This window comes from Streptomyces sp. NPDC006235 (genome assembly GCF_040613735.1).
Classification (GTDB): Bacteria; Actinomycetota; Actinomycetes; order Streptomycetales; family Streptomycetaceae; genus Streptomyces.
Map to the genome: position 1 here is coordinate 51,761 of NZ_JBEXSR010000007.1, position 13,339 is coordinate 65,099.

Genomic DNA, 13,339 nt, shown 5'->3' on the forward strand with positions numbered 1-13,339 from the left:
GGAACGCAGCTCCGCGGGCCTGTGAGCGCCGCGGCATATTCATCCTAGGGGCCCGGCCCGGACATCATCTGGCTTATGCCGAAGGGGAGTTCGCCTGCGGTGTGGCTCCGCCGAAAGGAAGGTGCAGCGTCCGGGAGGCGAGCAGCCAGGCGCCGTCGGCCCTGTGGAACACGTCCTCGTAGTGCCCGACCTGTACCGGCGGCCCGGCCGGGACGACGCCGCCCTCGTAACCGTCGACGCGGTACGTCGTGAAGTACGAGATCGCCGTGGCCGCGTCCCAGGACGTCACCGTGACCAGGACGTTGGACATCATGCGGCGGGACAGCCGGTCGGCGGGGCGAGAGCCGAAGTACGCGCGCAGGGCGTCCCGGCCCTTGACCAGCCGTCCGTCCTCCGGCCACTGCCAGACGCCGTCCTCGGTGAACAGCTCGGCCACGGAGGAGGGTTCGCCGAGGTCGAGCCGGTGGACGAAGTCGGTGATCAGGCGCTCGCAGGCGCGTTCGGCGAGGAGGCGGTCCATGCGGTCCATGCGGTCCATGCGGTCCATGCCGGATTCGTAGCACCCCGGCGGCCTGTCCTCCGCCGGGTTTGCCACCTCATTGCACCGCCACGTACGTCACCGGATCGCTCCCCGGCACCGCCTCCGCCCGGCCCGCCTTGACCAGGCGGCGCAGGTGGGACTCGGCCTCCGAGACGGCGATGGTGCGGGAGCCGTGGGGGATGTCGGCCCAGGGGCGGTTCCACTCCATGCGTTCGGCGAGCTGCCAGGGCGTGAGTGGCTCGGCGAGGAGGGCCAGCAGGTCCGTGAGGCGGGCCTCGTGGTGGGCGAGCAGTTCGCGGACGCGGGTGGCGGCGTCGGGGAACGCGTGCTGGTGGGCGGGGAGTACTTCGGCGGGGGCGAGGCGGCCGACGCGTTCGAGGGAGTCGAGGTAGTCGCCCAGGGGGTCGGTGACCGTCGTGTCGTCGGGGTCTTCGTAGAGGCCGATGTGCGGGGTGATCTCGGGCAGCAGGTGGTCACCGGAGAACAGGCGGCCGTGGCCGGGGAGTTGCGCCGGGTGGGTCTCCTCCAGGTGGAGGCAGACGTGGCCCGGGGTGTGGCCGGGGGTCCAGATCGCGCGCAGGCGGCGGCCGGGGAGGTCGAGGAGTTCGCCGGGGGCGATGTCGCGGTCGGGCAGGGCGGGGGAGAAGCCGGGCAGGGCGCGGGGCCGGGCCGCGCGCAGCGGGGCGATGTGCTCCTCGGGCGCACCCGCGGCGGCGAGCTTGGCCGTCATGTACGAGAACCAGCGCTCGGGGCGAGCCTCACGGGTCCGCCGTACGACCGCCGTGTCCGCCGCGTGCATCGCGATCCACGCCCCGGAGGCCTCGCGGACCCGGCCGGACAGGCCGTGGTGGTCCGGGTGGTGGTGGGTGACGACCACGCCGTGGATCTCGGCGGCCGAGGTGCCGCAGGCGGTGAGGCCGGACGCGAGGGTGTCCCAGGACGTCGGGTCGTCCCAGCCGGTGTCGATCAGTACCGGGCCCCGGTCGGTGTCGACGACGTACACCAGCGTGTGGCCGAGGGGGTTGTCCGGGATGGGGACGCGCAGGGACCGGACGCCTCCGCCGTGATCGTGCACTGCCGGTGCGGGCTCGCGGTCCTGGCTGTTCTGCATGTGCCCTCCGTTCCACGGCCATTGCCCACTATAACGAGAACTGGTATCAGTTCCTGAAACACCGTCAGATATGAAGGCAGCGGCCATGACCGAGCTCGTGGAACACGGACAGCTGTTCGTCGGCGGGGAGTTGACCGACCCCCTGGGTACGGACGTCATCGAGGTGATCTCGCCGCACACGGAAGAGGTCATCGGGCGCGTTCCGCACGCCTCGACGGCGGACGTGGACCGGGCCGTGGGAGTGGCTCGGCGGGCCTTCGACGAGGGACCCTGGCCGCGCATGAGCCTCGACGAGCGGATCGAGGTCGTGAGCAGGATCAAGGACGGGATCGCCGCCCGGCACGACGAGATCGCGCGCGTGATCTCCGCCCAGAACGGCTCCCCGTACTCCTGGAGCGTCCTCGCCCAGGCCCTCGGCGCCGTCATGGTCTGGGACTCGGCCATCACCGTCGCGTGCAACTTCACGTACGAGGAGCGGCGCGACGGCGTGCTCGGCCGCATCCTCGTCCGGCGCGAGCCCGTCGGGGTCGTCGCCGCCGTCGTCCCCTGGAACGTCCCGCAGTTCGTCGCCGCCGCCAAGCTCGCTCCCGCCCTGCTCACCGGCTGCACGGCCGTGCTCAAGCCCTCGCCTGAGTCGCCGCTGGACGCGTACCTGCTCGGCGAGATCGCGCGGGAGGCCGGGCTGCCGGAGGGCGTGCTGTCGATCCTGCCCGCGGACCGGGAGGTGAGCGAGTACCTGGTCGCCCACCCCGGCGTCGACAAGGTGTCCTTCACCGGGTCGGTCGCGGCCGGCAAGCGCGTGATGGAGGTGGCGGCCCGCAACCTCACGCGCGTGACGCTCGAGCTGGGCGGCAAGTCGGCGGCCGTCGTCCTGTCCGACGCGGACGTCGAGACGGCCGTGGCGGGCATCGCCCCGGCGGCCTGGATGAACAACGGCCAGGCCTGCGTCGCCCAGACCCGCATCCTCCTCCCGCGCTCCCGCTACGACGAGTTCGCCGACGCCCTGGCCGCCGCGGCGGGCGCGCTGACGGTCGGCGACCCGCTGGACCCCGCCACCCAGGTGGGCCCGCTGGTGGCCAGGCGGCAGCAGCGGCGCAACCTCGACTACATCCGCATCGGGCAGGAGGAGGGCGCCAAGATCCTCACCGGCGGCGGACGCCCGGCCGGCCTCGACCGCGGCTGGTACGTCGAGCCGACCCTCTTCGGCGACGTCGACAACTCCATGCGCATCGCCCGCGAGGAGATCTTCGGCCCGGTGATCTGCCTGCTGCCCTACGACGACGAGTCCGACGCGGTGAAGATCGCCAACGACTCCGACTACGGGCTGAGCGGCAGCGTGTGGACGGCGGACGTCGAGCACGGCATCGAGATCGCCCGCCAGGTCCGTACCGGCACCTACTCGGTCAACACCTTCAGCCTGGACATGCTGGGCCCCTTCGGCGGCTACAAGAGCTCGGGCCTGGGGAGGGAGTTCGGGCCCGAGGGGTACGGCGAGTACCTGGAGCACAAGATGATCCACCTCCCGGCGGACGCGTAGCGATGGGCGACCGCTGGCACGTGGAGGTCGACCGCTCCCTGTGCATCGGCTCCGCCCAGTGCCTCCACCACGCGCCGGACGGCTTCCGCCTGGACTCCGCCCGGCAGTCCCATCCTCTCGCCCCGGACACGGACGCGAACGAGCGGGTGCTGGCGGCGGCGGAGAACTGTCCGGTGGAGGCGATCACGATCACGCTGGGGGACAGCGGGGAGCCGGTGTTCCCGCCGGAGGAGTAGCGACGGCCTCCGCCCCGGGGTTCCTCACAGTTGGGGCAGACGGCTTCCGTCGGCCACATCCAGGGGGCGGCGGCAGTCGTTCCACGCGCACCGGTGCGTACCCCGCGGTCCCACGCGGGGCCCACCCCCACCCGGTTCCTCGGGCGCCGGTGGGGAGGCCGCCGCCCCGGGATCCTTCAGGTGCTGGTGGCGCGGCCGGTGCGTGGTCCCTCGGGTGCCGGCAGGACGGCCGGTGTGTGGTCCGTCCGGTGTCGGTGGCGCGGTCGGTGCGTGATCCGCGCGGCGTCGGTGGCGGCCGGTGCGTGGTCCGTCCGGCGTCGTTGGGACGGCCGGTGCGTGGTCCGTCCGGCGTCGGTGGGAACGGCCGGTTCCGGGTCCGTCAGGCGCCGGGTGCCCGGTAGTCCACCTGCTGCCGGACGGCCTCGTCCACCTCCTCGGGCGACAGCAGGACGACCGTGCTCGTGCGGACCCCGCCCGCGGCCGAGACGACCATGCCCATGGCCGCGGCGGAGGTATTGCCCGGCAGCTCCGCCGTGACATAGACGTCGTCGTCGCCGAAGGCCCAGTACATCGTCTCGACCCGGCCCCCGAGGCCCTCGACCATGCGCCCGACGACGTCACGCCGCGCGCTCCCGCCCTCCTTGAGCAGACCCTTCAGTCCGTCCGGGGTCAGCTTCACCTTGAACAGGTACTTCGGCATGGGTTGGCCTTTCACTTCCGCCCGAAAAGTCACTTTGACTCCCTCATGTTCCTCCGGGCTCGGTGTTTCGTCGCGGCGACGGGGGCCTTAAGGGGGCATATGGGTCACTCTGGATATTTTGGTAAAAAAACCCGCACAGGGGCTTCTCTTCACGGCCAGAAGTCCTAGCCTGGAATCAGGCCTACGGGACGAGTGAGGGAGTCCGACCGGAGTTGGCCGACTCTGGCAGGAAGCTTCGGCTTCCGCTGGTGCCGACTGCGACGGTAGGGCTGAGAGGCCGGAAGGTCGAAGGACCGAGAGGTCCGGCGACCGGAAGGCGACCCCCAGAACCTGATCCGGACCATGCCGGCGAAGGGAACCCGTCTCGTAGGTCATTCCCGTGCGTCGGGGGTCATTCGCGTACGTCGGGCGCCGTCAGGTCGATCAGGCGGCACACCGTCTCGATGTCGATCTTGACCTGGGCGATGGAGGCGCGGCCCGACAGCCAGGTGATGAGGGCCGAGTGCCAGGTGTGCTCGATGACCCGGACCGCCGACAACTGCTCCGGAGTGGGGTGTTCCAGCCCCATCGCGTCCAGGATGATCGCCGTCGTCTGCCGCGAGACCTGGTCGACCTCCGGGCTCACGCTGCGGTCGGCGAAGGTGAGGGCCCGGACCATCGCGTCGGCCAGATGCGGTTCGCGCTGGAGGGCGCGGAAGGCCCGCATCAGCGTCTCCGCGACCCGCTCGGCCGCCGTCTCGCCCTGCGGGGGCTTCTTGCGCAGCGTGCCGTGCATGTGCTCCAGCTGGTCCTGCATGGTGGCGACCAGCAGGTGGATCTTGGAGGGGAAGTAGCGGTACAGCGTGCCGAGCGCCACCTGTGAGGACTCCGCGACCTCCCGCATCTGCACGGCGTCGAAGCCGCCCCGGCTGGCCAGTTGCGCGCTCGCGTGCAGGATGCGGCGACGGCGGGCCTCCTGCCGCTCCGTCAGGGGCGGGGAGCCGAGGGCTGCGGCTCTGGCATCCACCTTGGCCGGCTTGTTCACCTTGGCGCTCACCTTGGCTTCCGCGGGCATGGGTCGGGCCCGTTCCGTGACCGTCCGTGAGGACGAGTGATCAGACAGCATGGCACGGTGCCGGCCGTGGCGTGAATCACCTGATCCACTGCTCACAGGGCCCCTACCTGCCGGTAGATTCAGAGCCTCCGAACGATCAAGTCTGAAACTTGTTCTAGATTAGCGTCCCGGCGTAATCTCGCGGGACAGAGCAGTCAGAAGGGGGCCCAGAGTGACCGCTGAGGCCAGGGAGGCCGGGGCTCCGGAGGACCCCGCCGCCGACGGCTTGCGACCGCTCCACATCGCGCTCCTCACCTATAAAGGGAACCCGTTCTGCGGCGGCCAGGGCGTCTACGTCCGGCACCTCTCGCGCGAACTGGCCCGCCTCGGCCACCGGGTCGAGGTCATCGGCGCCCAGCCGTACCCCGTGCTCGACGAGGGCTGCGACGGGCTGAGCCTCACCGAGCTGCCCAGCCTCGACCTCTACCGCCAGCCGGATCCTTTCCGCACGCCGAAGCGTGACGAGTACCGCGGCTGGATCGACGCCCTCGAAGTCGCGACCATGTGGACCGGCGGCTTCCCCGAACCCCTGACGTTCTCGCTGCGCGCCCGCCGCCATCTGCGCGCCCGCCGCGGCGAGTTCGACGTCGTCCACGACAACCAGACCCTCGGATACGGGTTGCTGGGCGACGTGGGCGCGCCCCTGGTGACCACGATCCACCACCCCATCACCGTCGACCGGCAGTTGGAGCTGGACGCGGCCGAGGGCTGGAAGCGGCGCCTCTCGGTGCGCCGCTGGTACGGCTTCACGCGCATGCAGAAGCGCGTCGCGCGGCGGCTGCCGTCCGTCCTCACCGTCTCCGGCACGTCCCAGCAGGAGATCGTCGACCACCTCGGCGTCCGCCAGGACCGCATCCACGTCGTCCACATCGGCGCCGACACCGACCTGTTCTCGCCGGACCCCTCGGTGCCGGTCGTGCCCGGGCGGATCGTGACGACGTCCAGCGCGGACGTCCCGCTGAAGGGTCTGGTCCATCTCGTCGAGGCCCTCGCCAAGGTGCGCACCGAGCACCCCGGCGCCCACCTCGTCGTCGTCGGAAAGCGCCCGGCCGAGGGGCCCGTCGCCCAGGCGATGGAACGCTACGGCCTCGACGGCGCCGTCGAGTTCGTCAAGGGCATCTCCGACGCCGAACTCGTCGACCTGGTGCGCTCCGCCCAGGTCGCGTGCGTGCCGTCGCTCTACGAGGGCTTCTCCCTGCCGGCCGCCGAGGCCATGGCGACCGGGACGCCCCTGCTCGCCACGACCGGCGGCGCGATCCCCGAGGTCGCCGGCCGGGACGGGGAGACCTGCCTCGCGGTCCCGCCGGGCGACTCGCAGGCACTGGCGGCCGGGCTGGTCCGGCTGCTGGGCGACGCGGAGCTGCGCGCGCGGCTCGGAGCGGCCGGGCGGGAACGGGTCCTGCGGCACTTCACCTGGGCCAGGGCGGCGGAAGGCACGGTGGCGCGCTACCGCGAGGCGATCGCCCGCACCGGAGGTGACGCCGAGAGCCGCCCCGCGCCCCGGCCCTCCGCCGGCTCAGGCGTGGGCGGCGAACGCTCGGCGCCCCTGGTCCCCACAGCCACCACAGATGTAGAAGGCGTCAACTCCGAAAGCAGGGCCACGTGCTGACCGTCGACTTCTCCCGGTTCCCGCTCGCCCCGGGCGACCGAGTCCTGGACCTCGGCTGCGGTGCCGGCCGGCACGCGTTCGAGTGCTACCGGCGCGGCGCGCAGGTCGTGGCGCTGGACCAGAACGCCGAGGAGATCCGCGAGGTCGCCAAGTGGTTCGCGGCGATGAAGGAGGCAGGCGAGGCCCCCGAGGGCGCCACCGCCACGGCCATGGAGGGCGACGCCCTCGCCCTGCCCTTCCCCGACGAGTCCTTCGACGTCGTCATCATCTCCGAGGTGATGGAGCACATCCCGGACGACAAGGGCGTCCTCGCCGAGATGGTGCGCGTGCTCAAGCCCGGCGGGCGCATCGCCGTCACCGTCCCGCGCTACGGCCCCGAGAAGGTCTGCTGGACCCTGTCCGACGCCTACCACGAGGTCGAGGGCGGCCACATCCGCATCTACAAGGCGGACGAACTGCTGGAGAAGATCCGCGAGGCCGGCCTGGAGCCGTACGGCACCCACCACGCACACGCCCTGCACTCCCCGTACTGGTGGCTGAAGTGCGCGTTCGGCGTCGACAACGACAAGGCGCTGCCCGTGCGGGCGTACCACAAGCTGCTGGTCTGGGACATCATGAAGAAACCGCTGGCCACCCGGGTCGCCGAGCAGGCGCTGAACCCGCTGATCGGCAAGAGCTTCGTGGCGTACGCGACCAAGCCGCACCTGCCCAGCCTTTCCGGCACCGGGGCGGACGCCCAGTGACCACTCCCCGGACGGAACACCTGGTCCTGCCCGGGGTCCTCACCGCCCGGCAGGCCGCCGCGACCGTCGCCGGCATCCTGGCCGTACAGCGCGAGGACGGCGCGATCCCCTGGTTCCGGGGCCACCACCTCGACCCGTGGGACCACGTCGAGGCCGCGATGGCCCTCGACGCGGCCGGTGAACACGAGGCGGCCGAACGGGCCTACCTGTGGCTGGCCCGGCACCAGAACGAGGACGGCTCCTGGTACGCGGCCTACGCGGACGGGGACTTCGCCGACGTCACCGACCGGGGCCGGGAGACCAACTTCGTCGCCTACATAGCCGTCGGCGTCTGGCACCACCACCTCTCCACCGGCGACGACGCGTTCCTGGACCGGATGTGGCCGGTGGTGTACGCGGCGGTGGAGTTCGTGCTGCGGCTCCAGCAGCCGGGCGGGCAGATCGGCTGGCGGCGCGACGACGACGGCACGGACACGGCCGACGCCCTGCTGACGGGCAGCTCCTCCATCCACCACGCGCTGCGCTGCGCGCTGGCGATCGCCGAGCAGCGGGAAGAGGCCCAGCTGGACTGGGAGTTGGCGGCAGGCGCGCTGCGGCACGCGATACGCCGGCATCCGGAGCGGTTCCTCGACAAGAACCGTTACTCGATGGACTGGTACTACCCCGTGCTCGGCGGTGCCCTGACCGGTGTGGAGGCCAAGGCCCGCATCGAGGAGGACTGGGACCGGTTCGTCGTCCCGGGGCTGGGTGTGCGGTGCGTCGTGCCCAACCCGTGGGTGACGGGGGGTGAGTCCGCGGAACTCGCCCTGGCGCTCTGGGCGATGGGGGAGTCGGACCGGGCGCTGGAAGTGCTGCAGTCGATTCAGCATCTGCGCGATCCGGAGAGCGGGCTGTACTGGACGGGGTACGTCTTCGAGGACGACGCGATCTGGCCGCGGGAGTTGACGACGTGGACCGCGGGGTCGCTGTTGCTGGCCGTGGCGGCCTTGGGTGGCCATGAGGCCACGTGCCGGGTCTTCAGCGGTGAGGGTCTGCCTGTGGGGCTGGACTCGGAGTGTTGCGCCTGAGAGCTCGGGGGTTGGCGCTGTGTGGCGGGCGCGGGTTGTTCGTGGCTTGTCGCGCAGCTCCCCGCGCCCCTAGGGCATCAATGCCGGTGTACTCGATTGGCGATGGCGTGGCCCACGAACAGGTAGACCACCGCTGCCAGGCCATAGCCGGCGACCACTCGGGCCCAGGCCTCGTCGAACGTGAAGAGGTCGTGGGACCAACCCGCCAGCCAGCGGGCCGCGTCATGGACGAACTGGACGAAGTCGTTCGCCCGGTTGGCGTCCAGCAGGTACATCAGAATCCACAGGCCCAGGATGAGGGCCATGATGTCGGCGACGACGGCGATGACCGTGCCGGCCTGATTCGCACCGTTGCGATATCGAGGGGACATGCCCTCCGGGTTGCCCTTGAAGTCTGGATGAAACCCGTACGTGCGGAAATTCGCTCAGGCGTTCAACTCCGCGAGCACGCGCAGCGTCTCCCGGTCCGGCGCCAGCGCCAGCAGGTCCGTCACCGGGCCCTTGCGCCACAACTCCAGCCGTTCGGCGATGCGTTGGCGCGGACCGACCAGCGAGATCTCGTCGGCGAAGGCGTCCGGCACGGCCAGGACGGCCTCCTCCCGGCGGCCGGACAGGAACAACTCCTGGATCCGGCGGGCCTCCTCCTCGTACCCCATGCGGGCCATGAGGTCGGCGTGGAAGTTGCGGGCCGCGTGTCCCATGCCGCCGATGTAGAAGCCGAGCATGGCCTTGACGGGCAACAGGCCCTCGGCGACGTCGTCGCAGAGCCGGACCTGGGTCAGGGGGGCGACGAGGAAGCCGTCGGGAAGGTCGCGCAGCGCGGGGCCGTACACCTCCGGCCGCGTCGGCGACCAGTACAGCGGCAGCCAGCCGTCGGCGATCCGGGTCGTCTGGGCGACGTTCTTCGGTCCTTCCGCGCCGAGCAGGACCGGCAGGTGCGGGCGGAGGGGGTGGGTGATCGGCTTGAGGGGCTTGCCGAGGCCCGTGGCGTCGGGACCCCGGTAGGGATGGGCGTGGAAACGGCCGGCCAGTTCGACCGGCGCCTCGCGCCGCAGCACCTGCCGTACGACGTCGACGTACTCGCGGGTGGCGGTCAGCGGCGACTTCGGGAACGGGCGGCCGTACCAGCCCTCCACGACCTGCGGGCCGGAAAGGCCCAGGCCCAGCATCATGCGCCCGCCGGAGAGATGGTCGAGGGTGAGGGCGTGCATGGCGGTGGTGGTCGGCGGGCGGGCCGCCATCTGGGCGACCGCCGTGCCCACCTTGATGGTGGAGGTGTGGGCGGCGATCCAGGCCAGCGGGGTGAACGCGTCCGAGCCCCACGACTCGGCCGTCCACACCGAGTCGTAGCCCAGCCGCTCGGCCTCCTGCGCAAGCGGCACATGGCCGGGGGAGGGGCCGCGACCCCAGTAACCGAGGGCGAGACCGAGCCGCACACCTGCCTCCTGACGGCTTGTCAGCTACGTGGGCGACGACTGTACGACAACGGCCCCCCACCCGGAAGGGCGAGGGGCCGTACGTCGTTCAGGGCTCAGCCGCGCTGGATGCCCGACGTGTCCTGCAGGACACCGCGGCGGCCGTCCTGCGTCTGGGCGACCAGGGCCGCGCCGCGCTGCTCGACCGCCAGGTACCAGGTACCCGGGGCGAGTTCGGCGATCGGCGTCGGCGAACCGTCCTCGGCGAACAGCGGCCGAGGCACCGGCACCGCGAACCAGAACGGCGAGAAGTCCCCGGCCGGGGGCTGCGGCGCCTGGGCCTGCTGGGGCTGAGGCTGCCCGGCGTAGGGCTGCCCCGGCTGCCCGGGCCCGGGCTGTCCCGGCTGCGGGTGCCCGTAGCCACCCGGCTGCTGGGCGCCCGGGTAGCCGTAACCGCCGGGGGGCTGGGCGCCGTAGGGCTGCGGAGCGGCCGGGCGCGGGGCGGGGATGAGGGCGCCCTTGAGGGCCGGGACGAGGGGGGTGGCGATCGCGGCGGCGGCCAGGAGCAGCGTGGCGACGAGGGCGAGGGTCAGGCCGAGGCCGGCGCTGGGACCGTCGGAGGTGCTGCCCTCGAAGTTGTCGCCTCCGCCGGCCGGGTCGAAGACGTTGCCCAGTGCGCTCCACGCGGCGAACACCGTGAGGGCGACGCCGAGCTGGGCCAGGTCGAGGCCCGCGATCTTCGGGACCTGCGGCAGACTGCGGGTGACGATGACGAGCGCGGCGCCGATGATCCCCGCGAGAACGACACTGAGAACGACCGGCCCGCTTGCCCACAGACTGGGGAGGTCGGCGCTGTCAGGGACACCATCGAGCGAGTAGAGGTCGAGAAACGACGCGATGAACAGCAACACCGCTGCTCCGATCACCACGCCGTCGCCTCGAGTGAGGGAGCGGATATTCACTTCAGGTCCTTCGTAGGTCGTCTCATCGTCGGTAGAGGCGTCGCTGCCACCATGTCGCCGTCAGGCCCCGGTGTGAAGCGCGGGGGTGACCCCTCATCGTACGAACGGACCCTATCGTCCGCCCGACCAGGGTGTCCGACCGGAACGGCCCGCCGAGAGCTACCCGTGCAGGAAACTCACGATTCCCTCAGAGATCCCTTGCGCCGCCTTCTGCCGCCACGCGCCACTGGTCAGCAGCGCCGCGTCCTTGCTATCGCGCATGTTGCCGCACTCGATGAACACCTTGGGAACCGTTGACAGATTGAGACCGCCCAGGTCCCTACGCGTGACGAGTCCCGTGCCGTCGCCGATGTAGTTGGACGGCGCGCTGCCGGTGACGGCGACGAAGCGGCCCGCGACGCGCTCGCCGAGGTCGCGGGAGGGGGCGACGATCGCGCGGGTGTCGGCGGCGCCCGCGTGGACCGCGCCGGGCAGGATGACGTGGAAGCCGCGGTTGCCGGCGCCCGAGCCGTCCGCGTGGACCGAGACCACGGCGTCGGCCTTCGCCTCGTTGCCGATCCGGGCCCGCTCGTCCACGCACGGGCCGTACGGCCGGTCGCCGTCCTGGGTCAGCTTCACCGTGGCGCCCTGCTCTTCGAGGAGCGCGCGCATCCGGTGCGCCACGTCCAGAGTGAACTTCGCCTCGGTGTAACCGTCGTTGGTGGAGGTGCCCGTGGTGTCGCACTCCTTCCAGTTCGTCCCGATGTTCACCTTGCGGTTGATCTCGGAGGCGTGCTGGAAGTTCTCCGGGTTGTGCCCGGGGTCGATGACGACGACCTTTCCCTTGAGCGGGCCGGAGGCCGGGGCGGGCGCGGAGGTCGAGGACGCCGTCGGTTTCCGCGACGGCGAGGCGCTCGGATTCTTGGTGTCGTCGGTCGGTGTGCCCGACGCGGAGGACGCGGGGGGCGGGGAGGACCGCACGGTCGCCCGGCCCGAGCCGCCGTCGTCCCCCGAGCCGCCCACCGTCTCGTACACGAGCCAGCCGAGCAGTGCCCCGGGCACCAGCGCGGCGAGCGCGACGGTCAGGGGGCCGCGGCGGGGGCGGCGGGGCTGGGGAGGTTCGAAGTCCGGGCCTACGTACGACACGTGTGCCACCCTAGCGGCCGCCGCGGGGCGGCAGCGGGTCGAGGACGGCCGGCCGGGTGGCGGCTACTCCTCGTTCCCGCGGGGCTCCCCGTGCCGTACCGCCTCCTTCGCCCGTGCCTCGATCTCCTGGCGCGGGGTGTCCTCCTGCTTCGCGTACGCGGTCACCGCCGCCTGGACGTCGCGGGCGAGGTCGCGCCAGGCGCGCCAGGCGGTCTCCCAGGTGGTGGTCTGCTGGGCGCTCCACTTGGTCTGGGTGGGCGGGCCGTACGCGTCCTGCAGTTGCCGCACGCGGGCGTACGCCTCGTCCGCCGCGCGCTGCTTCTCCACGAGCTCTGCGAAGGTGTGTGCCACGCGCCCGGATCCTTGGGCAGCGGCGGTCGCCCACCGACACGCCACGCCGCCCGTGGGCCGACCGGGAAGGGGTGGAGGGGCCGCAGTTCACCCGCCCAGCCGTTCATGACAGGCCCTAGATGCCGGGGCCGGTGCGCCGCAGGACGCGCAGGGAGTTCGTCGCCGAGATCTCGGTGAACGCGCCGGAGGCGAGGGCCCGGAGGTAGACGCGGTACGGGGCCTGGCCGGTGAACTCGTCCTCCGGCTCGGGGAAGACGTCGTGGATGACGAGCAGGCCGCCCTCGGCCACGTGCGGGGCCCAGCCCTCGTAGTCGGCGGTGGCGTGCTCGTCGGTGTGGCCGCCGTCGATGAAGACGAATCCGACAGGGGTCTGCCAGATCGCCGCGATCTGCGGGGAGCGGCCGACCAGGGCGACCACGTGCTCCTCCAGGCCCGCCTTGTGCAGGGTGCGGCGGAACGTGGGCAGCGTGTCCATCAGGCCGAGCTCGGGGTCGACCGTCTCCGGGTCGTGGTATTCCCAGCCCGGCTGCTGCTCCTCGCTGCCCCGGTGGTGGTCGACGGTGAGCGCGGTGACGCCGGCCTCGCGGGCCGCGTCGGCGAGCAGGACCGTGGAGCGGCCGCAGTACGTACCGACCTCCAGCAGCGGCAGACCGAGCCGGCCGGCCTCCACCGCCGCCGCGTACAGGGCCAGACCCTCACCCACGGGCATGAAGCCCTTCGCCGCCTCGAAGGCGGCCAGGATCTCGGGCTCGGGGGCCGTGGGCATGGGGTTCCTCTCGGTCGTACGACGGTCCGGGCGCCCATGCTGCCGGACCCCCTGCCGGGGGGTGACAGGGGGTCCGGGTGGGC

At 71.9% G+C, this 13,339-nt stretch carries 15 protein-coding genes; 5 read left to right on the plus strand and 10 right to left on the minus strand.

Annotated features, from left to right (window positions below; all coding sequences use genetic code 11):
• Positions 1 to 73: 73 nt before the first annotated feature.
• The gene (locus tag ABZ192_RS11185) at positions 74 to 547 is read right to left on the minus strand and encodes a nuclear transport factor 2 family protein (RefSeq protein ID WP_356924236.1); all 474 of its coding nucleotides are present in this window, start codon (positions 545 to 547) and stop codon (positions 74 to 76) included.
• Between the two features lie 49 nt (positions 548 to 596).
• On the minus strand, positions 597 to 1,652 hold the full coding sequence (locus tag ABZ192_RS11190) for an MBL fold metallo-hydrolase (protein ID WP_356924237.1): 1,056 nt from the start codon (positions 1,650 to 1,652) through the stop codon (positions 597 to 599).
• A gap of 85 nt (positions 1,653 to 1,737) precedes the next feature.
• Here ABZ192_RS11190 and ABZ192_RS11195 point away from each other — a divergent pair, with 85 nt between their 5' ends.
• Both ABZ192_RS11195 and ABZ192_RS11200 read left to right on the plus strand, forming a co-directional pair.
• On the plus strand, positions 1,738 to 3,189 hold the full coding sequence (locus ABZ192_RS11195) for an aldehyde dehydrogenase (protein WP_356924238.1): 1,452 nt from the start codon (positions 1,738 to 1,740) through the stop codon (positions 3,187 to 3,189).
• A gap of 2 nt (positions 3,190 to 3,191) precedes the next feature.
• On the plus strand, positions 3,192 to 3,425 hold the full coding sequence (locus ABZ192_RS11200; protein ID WP_356924239.1) for a ferredoxin: 234 nt from the start codon (positions 3,192 to 3,194) through the stop codon (positions 3,423 to 3,425).
• Positions 3,426 to 3,804: 379 nt separating this feature from the next.
• Here ABZ192_RS11200 and ABZ192_RS11205 read toward each other — a convergent pair whose 3' ends face one another.
• Both ABZ192_RS11205 and ABZ192_RS11210 read right to left on the minus strand, forming a co-directional pair.
• Positions 3,805 to 4,125 carry a GYD domain-containing protein gene (locus tag ABZ192_RS11205; protein ID WP_356924240.1) on the minus strand — a complete coding sequence of 107 codons (321 nt, stop codon included), beginning with the start codon at positions 4,123 to 4,125 and terminating at the stop codon, positions 3,805 to 3,807.
• Positions 4,126 to 4,516: 391 nt separating this feature from the next.
• Positions 4,517 to 5,179: a TetR family transcriptional regulator gene (locus ABZ192_RS11210; RefSeq protein ID WP_356924241.1), complete on the minus strand. Its 663-nt coding sequence runs from the start codon at positions 5,177 to 5,179 to the stop codon at positions 4,517 to 4,519.
• Positions 5,180 to 5,390: 211 nt separating this feature from the next.
• Here ABZ192_RS11210 and ABZ192_RS11215 point away from each other — a divergent pair, with 211 nt between their 5' ends.
• From ABZ192_RS11215 to ABZ192_RS11225, 3 genes are read left to right on the plus strand one after another with little or no spacing between them, the layout of a single operon-like run.
• On the plus strand, positions 5,391 to 6,827 hold the full coding sequence (locus ABZ192_RS11215; RefSeq protein WP_356924242.1) for a glycosyltransferase family 4 protein: 1,437 nt from the start codon (positions 5,391 to 5,393) through the stop codon (positions 6,825 to 6,827).
• Positions 6,821 to 7,570, plus strand: coding sequence for a class I SAM-dependent methyltransferase (locus tag ABZ192_RS11220; protein WP_356924243.1), 750 nt, complete (start codon positions 6,821 to 6,823; stop codon positions 7,568 to 7,570). The genes ABZ192_RS11215 and ABZ192_RS11220 overlap by 7 nt, the downstream gene beginning before the upstream one ends.
• Positions 7,567 to 8,637 carry a prenyltransferase gene (locus ABZ192_RS11225; protein WP_356924244.1) on the plus strand — a complete coding sequence of 357 codons (1,071 nt, stop codon included), beginning with the start codon at positions 7,567 to 7,569 and terminating at the stop codon, positions 8,635 to 8,637. Before ABZ192_RS11220 ends, ABZ192_RS11225 begins: the two co-directional genes overlap by 4 nt.
• Before the next feature lie 77 nt (positions 8,638 to 8,714).
• Here ABZ192_RS11225 and ABZ192_RS11230 read toward each other — a convergent pair whose 3' ends face one another.
• The 6 genes from ABZ192_RS11230 to ABZ192_RS11255 form a co-directional block, all read right to left on the minus strand.
• Positions 8,715 to 9,008 (minus strand): hypothetical protein, encoded by a 294-nt coding sequence (locus tag ABZ192_RS11230; protein ID WP_354735227.1) that lies wholly within the window; start codon positions 9,006 to 9,008, stop codon positions 8,715 to 8,717.
• Positions 9,009 to 9,062: 54 nt separating this feature from the next.
• Positions 9,063 to 10,073 carry an LLM class F420-dependent oxidoreductase gene (locus tag ABZ192_RS11235; protein ID WP_356924245.1) on the minus strand — a complete coding sequence of 337 codons (1,011 nt, stop codon included), beginning with the start codon at positions 10,071 to 10,073 and terminating at the stop codon, positions 9,063 to 9,065.
• A gap of 95 nt (positions 10,074 to 10,168) precedes the next feature.
• Entirely contained in the window at positions 10,169 to 11,014 is an 846-nt protein-coding gene (locus ABZ192_RS11240) for a hypothetical protein (protein WP_356924246.1), read from the minus strand.
• Positions 11,015 to 11,173: 159 nt separating this feature from the next.
• A complete protein-coding gene (locus ABZ192_RS11245; protein WP_356924247.1) occupies positions 11,174 to 12,139 on the minus strand; it encodes an N-acetylmuramoyl-L-alanine amidase in 966 nt (321 codons plus the stop codon).
• A 63-nt stretch (positions 12,140 to 12,202) separates the two neighbouring features.
• Positions 12,203 to 12,490, minus strand: a complete 288-nt coding sequence (locus ABZ192_RS11250; RefSeq protein ID WP_356924248.1) for a hypothetical protein — start codon at positions 12,488 to 12,490, stop codon at positions 12,203 to 12,205.
• Positions 12,491 to 12,605: 115 nt separating this feature from the next.
• On the minus strand, positions 12,606 to 13,256 hold the full coding sequence (locus ABZ192_RS11255) for a class I SAM-dependent methyltransferase (RefSeq protein WP_356924249.1): 651 nt from the start codon (positions 13,254 to 13,256) through the stop codon (positions 12,606 to 12,608).
• Positions 13,257 to 13,339 lie beyond the last annotated feature (83 nt).